Here is a 12,009-nt window from a genome sequence, read left to right on the forward strand (position 1 = left end):
TTCTGTACAAAACTAGCCACCCTCGCCTGAGGCGAGGGCCTACATTATAATACTTCTACCTGTGTAGCCAATAGATCCTCGAATACTTCTCTTCTACGAATCAAGTGTGCCTGACCTTTGTATATCAATACCTCTGCCGGTCTGAAGCGTGAGTTATAGTTCGAAGTCATACTGAAACCGTATGCTCCTGCATTTTTCATGACCAAAACATCTCCTGCTCTTACCTCATTCAGTTTTCTGTCCTGACCAAACGTATCCGTCTCACAGATATAACCTACTACATCGTATACACGCTGTGTACCGGATGGATTAGAGATATTCACAATATCGTGATACGAACCGTACATCATTGGTCTGATCAAATGGTTAAGTCCGGAATCTACTCCGGCAAAAACCGCTGCTGGGCTATGCTTCACTACGTTAGTGCTTACACAGAAATAACCTGCCTCACTTACCAGGAATTTACCAGGCTCAAACCAAAGCTCCAGGTCCCTGCCATATTCCTTGCAGAATTTCTTGAACACTTTGCTCATCTCTCTACCAATCTCTTCGATATTGGTTGTGATATCCCCTTCTTTATACGCTACTTTGAATCCACTACCCATATCCAGGAACTTAAGGTCCGGGAAGTGCTGCGCCTCATTGAATAATACCTCTGCAGCCATTAGGAATACCTCGCTCTGCAAGAAATCTGATCCAGAATGCATGTGTAGTCCTACTACATCGATACCAAAGTTTTCAACTACTTTACGGACATGTCTCATCTGGAATACAGAAATTCCAAACTTGGACCCGATGTGCCCTACCTGAATCTTAGCATTTCCTCCTGCAGTCAAGTGTGGATTGACACGGATACAACAAGGCACTGAGTTGCCGTAGAACTCACCAAATTGCTCCAGAATATGGATGTTATCAATATTGATCATAACACCCAAATCTACTGCCATCTTGATTTCGTCAAAGGAAACACAATTAGGAGTATATAGAATTTCTTCAGGGGTAAATCCACAATGCAATGCCAACTTTACTTCCTGAATAGATACGGTGTCTACCTCCGTACCATACTTTCTCATCAACTTTAGAATGTTGATATTGGTTAAGGCTTTAGTTGCATACTTTATTCTCAGGTTTACTCCCTCAAAGGCATTGCGCAGACGCTCTACCTGCTGCCCTATCTTATCTGCATCATATACATATAGAGGAGTTCCATGATCTTTACATACTGACAGAAGGTCAACCCCCTGAATCTGATAGCGTCCGTTTACTAGTTCCATCACTGCGTATTGCTAAAGGATTATTATTTCTTTAAATAATTAATGACTACTCTATACAATGCCTTTAAAGCAATTAATAGCCATCAAAAAATACGTTTTCTTCTAAGAGTAGTGTTTTTCACTTTGTACTCCTGAATAGTAGTAGCTTTTCTATGAAAAATACATTTATATGATTTATCTCACCCCGAGAGAAACATCTGTTATGAATAAAGAGTTTCGTACAAGTGTACTTTCTAAATCGATTTCAAATTCTCATTATTCCTTTTATATTGCAATTAACACGTGAAATAATACTAAATATCACAACCCTGTTTTAAATGAAACACAACTTCAAGCAGTTGTCCTTTGAAGCACTCTCATCAACTACAAAGACAACAAGTACCAAGCAAACAACACCACAAGAATGGGAAACTGCAGAAGGAATATACATTAAGGGAAATTATCACAAGGAAGATCTTAAAGATGTGGAACACCTTGGCTTTTCAGCTGGTATTCCTCCTTTCTTAAGAGGTCCCTACCCTACCATGTATGTTACTCGTCCCTGGACAATCCGACAATATGCCGGATTCAGTACAGCAAAAGAATCGAATGCCTTTTACCGAAGAAACCTGGCGGCAGGACAAAAAGGGCTTTCGGTAGCCTTTGACCTTCCTACCCATAGGGGGTATGATTCCGACCATCCAAGGGTAACCGGAGATGTCGGCAAAGCCGGTGTAGCCATTGACAGTGTAGAGGATATGAAAGTCTTGTTTGACCAGATTCCTCTGGATAAAATGTCGGTATCCATGACCATGAACGGAGCGGTCATTCCGATCATGGCTTTCTATATTGTCGCTGCAGAAGAACAAGGCGTGAGTCCAGACCAACTGAGCGGAACGATACAGAACGATATCCTTAAGGAATTTATGGTGCGAAACACCTATATCTATCCGCCCCTGCCAAGCATTCAAATTATTGCAGACATCTTTGAGTATACCTCCAAAAAGATGCCTCGATTTAACTCCATTAGTATTAGTGGGTACCATATGCAAGAGGCTGGCGCTCCTAATGACTTGGAACTGGCCTATACCCTTTGTGACGGACTGGAATACTTAAGAACAGGAATCAAAGCCGGATTAGATATTGACGACTTTGCACCTCGACTGTCCTTCTTCTGGGCCATTGGCATGAATCACTTTATGGAGATTGCCAAGATGCGTGCCGGTAGGGTACTTTGGGCTAAATTGGTCAAGCAATTTAATCCTAAAAACCCAAAGTCCATGGCATTGCGTACCCACTGTCAAACCTCCGGTTGGTCCTTGACGGAGCAAGATGTTTATAATAATGTGACCCGTACGGCCGTGGAGGCTATGGGAGCTGCTTTAGGACATACGCAGTCGTTACATACCAATGCATTGGATGAAGCCATTGCCTTACCTACAGATTTCTCTGCAAAAATCGCAAGGGATACACAGAAATTCCTACAGGAAGAAACTGAAATATCTAAGGTTGTAGACCCTTGGGGAGGTAGCTATTATGTGGAGAAACTGACGGATGAACTAATCCAAAGAGCCTGGAAGCATATTGAAGAAATCGAATCCCTAGGAGGTATGGCTAAGGCTATAGAAGCAGGGGTTCCCAAGATGCGTATCGAAGAAGCCGCTGCCCGCAAGCAGGCCCGTATTGATGCCAAAAAAGATATCATTATCGGAGTAAATGAGTATCAAGTCGAAAATGACGAGGAAATTGAGTTACTAGAAGTAGACAATACCGTTGTAAGGGATAGCCAGATTAAGCGACTAAAAGATCTAAAAGCACACCGTAATGAAGACGCCGTGCAGGCAGCCCTAGAAAAGCTCACGACTTGTGCATTCCGTAAACTGGAAGATACTACCAATCACTCATTAGAGGAAGACAATCTCTTGTCGCTTGCGGTAGAAGCTGCCCGACTAAGAGCTACTTTAGGAGAAATCTCCGATGCGATGGAAAAAGCCTTTAAACGCCATAAGGCAGTCACCCACACCATACAAGGAGTGTACGCCAAGGAAGCTGCAGAGGATTCTTCTTTCCAGCAAGCCCAGAAACTTGCTGATGAGTTTGCAAAACTGGAAGGTAGACGTCCTAGAATTATGGTCGCAAAAATGGGACAAGACGGTCACGACCGGGGCGCCAAAGTAGTCGCCACCAGCTTTGCTGACCTAGGCTTTGATGTAGACGTCGCTCCCCTATTCCAAACCCCTGCCGAGGTAGCGATGCAGGCAGCAGAAAACGATGTCCATATTGTAGGAGTTTCTACTTTAGCCGCAGGACATAAGACTCTTGTTCCTGAACTGATCGCTGAACTGACAAAGCTGGGCAGAGAAGATATTATTGTCGTTGTCGGAGGGGTAATTCCACCAAAGGATTATGACTTCCTGTTCAAGGCAGGTGCCCAGGCAGTTTTTGGGCCGGGGACAATTATTGCGAAGGCTGCGATTGATATATTGGAGGGACTGTTGGAAGAAGAGGTGGAATGAATTGTTAATTTTCAATGATTAATTTTTAATTAGCTAATCAGTACTAGCTGAAAAATAAACCTGTAGGTTACTACTGGGTTGGTTATTTTAAGTGTAGAAGCGTAGAGTTTGAAACTTTACACTTCTACACTTATTAAATAACCGATGTAGTAAACCGCTTGGTCCAAGAACAATTCCTTACTCGTACCTCGTTCGGAATTTGAACTCTTGAACCAGTTCAGTCAGACCACTACTAATTGAAAATTAATCATTGAACATTGAAAACTAATAATGTAACTGGCTCAAAATCGTAGGGTCCTCAATCTTATCATCCTCTGAGAGCAACATGGCTTTGCTTAATACCAACGATAAACCACGATCCCCTTCAAATGGCAAGAATACTTTATCAGTATTGACTTCCTTCTTTCGGGCGGGTACGATACAGAGATATTGATCATTAGGTTCCATCAGGATATTCGTGCTTCCGATATGGATTTTATAGTTTCTAATTTTTCCTTTTACCTTTAGGAATTTCCCATCTACCTCTGCAACATTTCTGATTTTCAGACGAGGGATCAAGCGCTCTAAAATTGCTTTCCTGTTTTTGGCAACTTCTGTCAGATCACCGAAAGAATAGCTTTGCCAATAGTCACGGTATTGTGGTAGTCCACCGTTATCTCTCCACTCCGGATCATTTCCCACACTGCTGACCCCTACAAAGAGGTCCACATCTCTCATTACCTCTGAGAAAATGATTTTAGGGATATCCACCAAAGGGATAGGTTCTCCACCTTCTTCTCTGACGAACCTCACCTGATCGGTCGCCACATAATACCATATCCCTGCATCATTGAAAGAATCGTCAGTAGCCACTTCATTGATCCAGTATTCTACCTTTAATTTTCTTTCTGGTAAATGAAGCATCGCTATATCGTTCTCTCTTCCGTCATCATAGGCTCCCATGAGCGAATAGGTCCATCCTCTTGTGGATGCCAGCGCACTAAATTGATGCTGCTTGAGTAGATGGGCCGCCATACGATTACTATAGGTACGGGTATTGACTTCTGCATCGGTCAATAAATAAAGCTCTCGGAACACTTGCTTAATGGGTTGTTGCCACTCCAAGGTTTCCATACGCTCTCTCCAAGCCAATATAGTGGTAGTCTCCGCATATACCGGATGCCATAAAGATACTTTTACCTGCTCCCAATCCATCTGTACAACAGCTCCTTGTATATCCTCCCAACGTCCATCTCTCCACAGTGCCGATACCTCTTGCTCCTTGGAGTGTAATATCCATAGCATACGCTGCGCCAATACGGCTGTTAACCCATGTGTTAAATAGTACTTCTCAAAATTCTCATAGGTCCATTGACGTTCCAGTACAAAGGTTCTATCCAAACGATCTCTCTGAGCCGCATAGGTCTTTTGCAATTCCTTTACCTCCAGTTTTACCTTTTTCAACTTATCGGCCAACTTACTGTCATTTTTCACAGCAGTAGGAACCGTCTTCTGTGGCTTCCCATCCGGTTTTATCCATTGCTGTAACACCTTCCCATTGGATTGCAAGGTGATTTGTAAGGTATACTCTCCCAGCAACACTTCCTTATAGCCTTCTGTCAAACCATAAGAAGGTACGGAAAGGTCTCCGATCTCCTCTTCTGTCACCCCTAATTTACTCGCTGCTTCCTGCAAATACTTTCCGATGAGTTTACGGGTGTTCGCTTGCTTTATTCTCAAGCGAAGTCTGGATAAGTGGCTAATTCCTTCCAACCCTCTACTATTTGCCAAGACATAAATACAGGCATTTCCAACGCTGGCGGCGGCTGGCCCCACCCCCGGTATTTTTCGATAGCAACGTTCAGCCAGATTAGCCAAAATGGAAAGTGTCTTGGTATCGTGAAATTGTACCATAGACCAAACCATTCCCTTCAAGAGATTTGAATTGGTCGTATTCAAGAATGTATAATAATGCCATCGTTCCGTATCTACACGCTCTTCCTTCATATTGGTCACCGCCTGTAACCATTCCTGTATGGTTTCTTTAAAAGGTTCTTTTTTAAAGGCATCCACCAATCCTTTGGCCGTTTTCAAGAATTTCTGGGTAGGCTTCCCTCCATTGGCTGAGGTGATGTATCTGAAATAAGCAAACCACTGTACCTGCTCTTCTTCTTTTTTTTCTTTGATCGTTTGATTGATCATTCTACCCCAGGCATCTTCTTCGTTGAGGTAGTATGGCAGTACCTCAGGCTTTTCACTACTTCCCTCCATCAGAATCTCCTGTATATTTTGCTTTAGCTTTTCCATGTTGGTTCTCCAACCATAATACTTTGGGTTACCTTGAAAATCATCCCAAGAGAGCATTTCCCCTAAATAATTCTTCAATTTCGCAGAAGCTCCTTTTTGCTTTACCCTTCGCTCAATTTGCTTTACAAAGAACCCCAAAGGCCAATGTGCAAAGGAGTGATACCGCATCTTTACTGCCTTTCCATCACAGAATTTCATTTTTTGCATCAAGGCAATCCATTCCTCCTCTTCATAGTTGATTTTGGTTCGAAGCAATGCCTGCAGCAATAGCTCACAAAACCTTTTTTCTTTTCCCCTCAGTTTAATCTCCTCTGTGGTCAGCTCCTTATTCTTTCCAAAAATTTTGGATAAGACTCCGTCCCACCCTGCTTGTTGCCTGTCAGGCACAGGCAAGCTCAATGTAATAAAGCGATCAACACAGTATTCCACTGTTGCTTTCTTAAAAAAATCTCCTCCATTCTTGAAGGTCTCATACGTTGGAAGTTGAGTAATTGGAGTACCCGAATACAGTGTACCCTGCTGTTGTGCTTCTAAAAATAACTGTAGCCAAAGTGGCGTTAATTCGGTTAATATTTCTTTCATATCCATAGTATTTAGTTGAGCGCTACGCTGTTGAGCACTGCGTTGTTGAGAGCACCTTCGGTGCGTTGAGGGGGGGTAATTTTCAATGATTAATTTTCAATTTTCAATACAATGATTTTTCCATGGCAACAACACTGCATTACGAAAGGGTACTGATGAAAAGAAAGTTTTTAATTTTCAATTACAGGGCATGTCATTAAAATCATTTTCTATGCTGATACTACGATGTAGGCCCTTGCGTCACGCAAGAATCTGCGAAAGAATAGTATTTCGAAGACCTATAAGGCTTGTTGTATCTTTTATAAACAGGCTTTGTAAAAGAATAGAAGTCCGTAGAGAACCATTATTGATTCTTTCTCCAGTAGTATGTATAAACCTTAACCGATGTAGTAAATCGCTTGGTCCAAGAGTAATTTCTCACTCGTACCTCGTTCGGAATTTGAACTCTTGGACCAGTTCACTGCGATGTATCCCCGTAATATCCCTCTATTGAAAATTGAAAATTTCCTCAACGCACCGAAGGTGCCCTCAACAGCAAAGCGCTCAACAATGTCGTGCTCAACTCACCCTCCTACCAAAGGAGTTAATTTAATAAAACTGATGACCGTATGCTCTTGCAGCATTACTTCTTCGTGTAATTGTTCTGCCTGTAGATCATCTACTAAAACAAAGAAACCGTTTTTCTGAAAAGCCTCTAACGCAACGTACACCTGCTTCTCATAATCTACCGGTTGGATACGTTTCTTGACTGTAGCATTAAGTTGCTCCTCTTCCATTCTAGGCTGCACCAACCCACTGAAATACTCTGGTAGTTTTTGGTTATATGCTTCCACCTCAGCCTTTACTCTGGCTTCAATAAGCTCTTTAATGGAAATACATTCCTTTTCCATTTGCAATTGGAGTTCATGCAGCAACTCTCCCGTAGCAGACTCATCTTTAATAGTAATAGTTCTCATGGTTGGCAATGGTTTTCAATGATAATAGACAAATATAGAGGGGGAGAACGTAAAGGAGATAAGGAGTTCTTAATTTTTAATGAAGAGTGAGAAATTAATAATAGAGTTTATCACGGTTAATTGTCTATGATTAAAAAAGCCTACTGAACTGCTTCTAGCGTGGGTTAATTTTCAATGATCAATTTTCAATTTTTAATTAAAATGAATCACTCCAAAGGCTGCTAAACTAGTTCTAGCGTGTATTAATTATTGAAAATTCATCATTGATCATTGAAAATTATAAAAACAAATCTTGTTGGAAGTACTGATTATGGATTCTGTACACCCACCGGGCAGCCAATCAGCACCGAATTGATCAATAAAGCCTCAGCGGCTTCCTTAGACAGGACCCCTCCTTGATATTTCGGGTCAGCAAGCAAATCAAGACCTTCCAACTGATATAGAGGACCAACTACTGTCACATTGGCGATAAGTGCAGAGGTTATCGGCTGTATACCCAATGCATTAGAACTACCGATCTCAAAACTACTGGCACCTCCTTTATCTGCTGCAAAAGGATTACGAATAAAATAAGCAAACTGTACCGTCCCTGAATATCCTGAATCCATGTCCATATCATCATCCAGCGTACTAAAAGTCGCTACATAGGATATGTTCATTGTCCCTCCAAACCACTGAAAAGCATCATCTCCAGCATTGGCAATAATTATATGATGGGCCACTGTTTTGGAGCCGACACTTCCAAACGTTAAACTATTGATCTCATTGGAAGGGGTAATGGCAACCCCAGCATATTCCACTCTCCAGTAACTAAACGAGCCCGAACTATCCTCTGGATCATTCCCTCCGTACAAACCATCCCCCTCTTCCGTTCCTTGTATTCCTTCTACCAAAATATCCTCTCCTTTATTATTGGGTGCTTTACCAAGAAAAACGACACCTCCCCACTGTCCTCTATTCTTTGTTCCTACGGGAGCTGTTGTCGTAAAAACAATTGGCTCTTCGGGTGTGCCATTCGCATTAATTTTTGCTCCTCTATTAAATATCAATACTCCTGCACCTCCCGCTACTGATACAGAACCAAAAATTACAGTCCCTGCTTCTATCGTCAAAGTGATCCCATCCTCCACAAATACCTGTCCTGACAATAAGTATTTATTATCTTTTGTCAAGGTAATATTGGTATCAATGCGTCCACTTAACGTCACTACAGTAGCTGGATCATACCCATAATCGATAAACTGCGGGTCTAACACCCACCAATTGGAATTAACATGCCATGCTTGATCAACAAAAGTCCCAAAAGCCCCAGGATAATCTACCAGTTGTAAAGAAGTCCCTTCTGTACTTTCCAATACCATATCCAAGCCCGGCTTTAAGGTCGGAAAGTCCTCTAAATTATAAAGGTTTAAATCAGCAGGAGATGGCTTACCAAACTCTTCGTTTGAGATAAAATCCCCTACATTTTCAGATGAAAGATAGCTTTCATAAGAATCAGGATTTACATACAAGGTAGTCGTATCATTTTTCAGGAATAGTATAGAACGAGCATCCGTATTCCCTGTGCCTACTTTGTCTATTTTCTCCTCTTCTGGAGGAAGCAAAATCTCAATTTTATCACAACCTATGATCAAGCATAAGAGTAATATATAAATTAGTTTATAGGCTTTCATAGGCTAGAACTTATAGCTAACATTCATCGAAAAATTTTGATACCTCAACCCCTCTTGTACAACATTATCTACTTCGTCATCGATTTCTGCATTCAAGTTAACATCAGCGACCTGATTGAATACTGTATTTAGAATATTTCCTACACCCAAGTTCATCCCCCAATGCTTTCCAATCTTGTATGCCATCGTTGCGCTCAAAAAATGCTGAGGTTCTGTATACCTCGGGAAAGTCTCCACTCCATCAGCCACTGTAAAAAGGGCACTTCCCAAAAAATTATACCCCACCGTAAACACCCCTTTTTTATCTTCGGTAAAAAAGGTTAATCCTGCAGATGCTATCCAAGGTGTTTGCCCTTGCAAAGGACGGTTAGATAATACCTCATTCGTATCATCTCCCAGGTCAATATTACTAGCGATATAAGCTAAGTTTGCACTGAGTAATAAGTGACTTAATAAACTATTCTGATTATTACTCAGAAACTTAGAAAACTCCAGTTCAATCCCACTCACCTCTGCTTGTTCAGCATTTTGAAAAGTAAATAAAGGGACATCTGAACGAACAACATAGATCATCTCGATGGGGTCCTTAATTTGCTTGTAGAAAGGATTGAGACTCACATATTCATTATTTCCAAATTCGTATAAAAAGGCAAGATCAAAATTATGTAATTTAGCATCCTTTAAATCTACCGTTCCCTGTACATCTGAGCGGTAGTCAAAATCAAAGAAGATAAAAGGGGCTAACTCCCGAAAAGCCGGGCGATTTACTGAACGAGAATAAGAAAACTTCACCGCCATTCGATGATTGGAAGGTACATAGTTTACATTCACATAAGGTAAGAAACTGTCCGTATGATTATCGACCACTACATCTCCTGAGTTAAGTTTTTGGTTAAAATATTCATACCTAAAGCCCAAGGAACTTCTCCAGTTATCTGAAAATAACACCTCCCCTCCCGTATAAACCGCTACAAGTAAATTGCTGGCATCATACTCATCAAAAGGTGTCGTTCCATCTACAATATAATACCCTTCAGGACCAAAGTTTGCTGATTGATAGATATTGGGCAAGTCGCTTGCCAGCACCTGCAACAGGTCCGTAGAAGTTAAATTATCCTTAACGTTAGTAATTACACGCGCCTTAAAATCCCGCTGATAATAATCCATCATCCCTCCAAATCGGAATTGCAACCAATCCTGCTGTGTCTGTTGTGTAATATCCACCCTACCGGCATAAGACTGATCCAACATATCACTCCCAAAACGGGCACCAATATCTGACTTAGAGGTTTCCGGTATGATCAATAGAAAAGGAGTATCCTCTATGCTAAAACTACTTTGAGCTGCAACTCTCCTCAAATCGGCATCCTCTCTGGTGGAGTTATTAAACCCTAAACTCCACGATACCTCTGTGAAATCTGTCCATTCATGTTGCCCTGATAAACGAAATAATAATAATTCTTTTTCCAGGGGACCGTATTGTGCAAAGTAGGCTTCCCCATTATTTTGAAGATTCACAAAATACCTGGAGATCGTTTTGTTCTCCCCTGAGTGACTATAGATTGCTCCGAAGGTCAGCGTATTGGCTTCATCAATTTTCCAGTTCCAGGTAGAATTTAGTGCAAGGTCAGCCTTAATTGAAAACACTGCATCGGTACTATAATTTCTCAGAGTACTTGAAATTACATTTCCTCTTTGGTCAAAAACATACCCATCGTAACGAGCTCGATTAAAATGTATTCCTCCTTGAACACGTGAAAAAGACAAAGAATTAATCGTGGACAGCTGCATCTCTCCCTCTTTGAGAATCACCCTGCCCATCCCAAAACCAAAATTCAGATTAGGAATTGCGGTCGTAGTTTCCAATGCCCACGTATTTTGCAGCTTAGCTCCTTCTGCAGCGGCTTCATTTCGACTCATCGCCTGTAGCTCTTCCCGACCTACAATATCATTCTGAAAGTCTCTACGGTTGATTCCATATCCAAAAAAATCTACCAACTCACTGCCGTGCTCTTCATCCTTAATAAAATCTTGAAAGGTAAAGTTATGCTGATACCCCACCCCAAAAGCTAGTTGGGTAAAATTCTCGCTCAATGCGGCATCCGATAGTATATCGACCACAGCTCCTCCCCATTCCCCAGGATTATGATAATCACCAGACTTATAAACCTCAAAGGCTTGTACTGCTGCTCCAGGAACCAACCCCAAAGAAAATGCCTTGATATTTTGCTCGGTCACAGGAGCAAATAAGCCATTCAACATTACATTCGTGTATCGTGGATTTAACCCTCGTACAGAAATCAACGCACCATTAGAAAAACTAATCCCTGCATTCCTTTTTAAAAGCCCCGTTAAGTTACCACCCAATAAAGAAATTGCTTTTTTATCTACGATGTTGGTGACCGCATAAGAATCAATATCATTTTGCCGTATATGATAATTGAGTTGTAAGGAATCACTAACATCCTTGGTCTGTGCATGTAGTACACTTCCTAAGGCCATAGCCCCCAGTAACAAGAAGAATGCGTGTAGTCTTATAAACATAAATAAGGTTAAGGTGATGGGTTAGTGTGATAGTGAGCAGTGAGCAGTGAGCAGTGAGCAGTGAGCAGTGAGCAGTGAGCAGTGAGCAAACTATTTCGCCTTACTACCCTATCCAAATTTCTATTCACTGCCCACTGTTCATTGTTCACTGTTCACTTACGTAAGATAGGAGCACCTATTGTTTATTTCCATACACAAC

6 protein-coding genes are annotated in these 12,009 nt (G+C 41.5%); 1 reads left to right on the forward strand and 5 read right to left on the reverse strand.

What is annotated here, in order from left to right; all coding sequences use genetic code 11:
• Nucleotides 1–44: 44 nt before the first annotated feature.
• Nucleotides 45–1,274, reverse strand: coding sequence for a diaminopimelate decarboxylase (lysA, locus tag ABD985_RS05415; protein ID WP_345369851.1), 1,230 nt, complete (start codon nucleotides 1,272–1,274; stop codon nucleotides 45–47).
• Nucleotides 1,275–1,591: 317 nt separating this feature from the next.
• Between lysA and scpA the strand changes: the two genes are divergently transcribed.
• Nucleotides 1,592–3,769, forward strand: coding sequence for a methylmalonyl-CoA mutase (gene scpA / locus ABD985_RS05420; RefSeq protein ID WP_345369853.1), 2,178 nt, complete (start codon nucleotides 1,592–1,594; stop codon nucleotides 3,767–3,769).
• A 264-nt stretch (nucleotides 3,770–4,033) separates the two neighbouring features.
• Here scpA and ABD985_RS05425 read toward each other — a convergent pair whose 3' ends face one another.
• From ABD985_RS05425 to ABD985_RS05440, 4 genes are all read right to left on the reverse strand, one after another.
• A complete protein-coding gene (locus tag ABD985_RS05425; RefSeq protein ID WP_345369854.1) occupies nucleotides 4,034–6,637 on the reverse strand; it encodes a DUF4132 domain-containing protein in 2,604 nt (867 codons plus the stop codon).
• A gap of 563 nt (nucleotides 6,638–7,200) precedes the next feature.
• A complete protein-coding gene (locus ABD985_RS05430; RefSeq protein WP_345369857.1) occupies nucleotides 7,201–7,593 on the reverse strand; it encodes a hypothetical protein in 393 nt (130 codons plus the stop codon).
• Nucleotides 7,594–7,901: 308 nt separating this feature from the next.
• Nucleotides 7,902–9,266 (reverse strand): hypothetical protein, encoded by a 1,365-nt coding sequence (locus ABD985_RS05435; RefSeq protein ID WP_345369860.1) that lies wholly within the window; start codon nucleotides 9,264–9,266, stop codon nucleotides 7,902–7,904.
• Between the two features lie 3 nt (nucleotides 9,267–9,269).
• Entirely contained in the window at nucleotides 9,270–11,810 is a 2,541-nt protein-coding gene (locus tag ABD985_RS05440; protein WP_345369862.1) for a TonB-dependent receptor domain-containing protein, read from the reverse strand.
• Nucleotides 11,811–12,009 lie beyond the last annotated feature (199 nt).

Origin of the sequence: Algivirga pacifica, assembly GCF_039543525.1 — a bacterium.
GTDB classification, from domain to species: Bacteria; Bacteroidota; Bacteroidia; order Cytophagales; family Flammeovirgaceae; genus Algivirga; species Algivirga pacifica.

Coding starts and splice junctions, on each gene's coding strand:
- ABD985_RS05425 (WP_345369854.1), bottom strand. CDS start 6,637: ATGAAAGAAATATTAACCGAATTAACGCCACTTTGGCTACAGTTATTT.
- lysA (WP_345369851.1), bottom strand. CDS start 1,274: ATGGAACTAGTAAACGGACGCTATCAGATTCAGGGGGTTGACCTTCTG.
- ABD985_RS05430 (WP_345369857.1), bottom strand. CDS start 7,593: ATGAGAACTATTACTATTAAAGATGAGTCTGCTACGGGAGAGTTGCTG.
- scpA (WP_345369853.1), top strand. CDS start 1,592: ATGAAACACAACTTCAAGCAGTTGTCCTTTGAAGCACTCTCATCAACT.
- ABD985_RS05435 (WP_345369860.1), bottom strand. CDS start 9,266: ATGAAAGCCTATAAACTAATTTATATATTACTCTTATGCTTGATCATA.
- ABD985_RS05440 (WP_345369862.1), bottom strand. CDS start 11,810: ATGTTTATAAGACTACACGCATTCTTCTTGTTACTGGGGGCTATGGCC.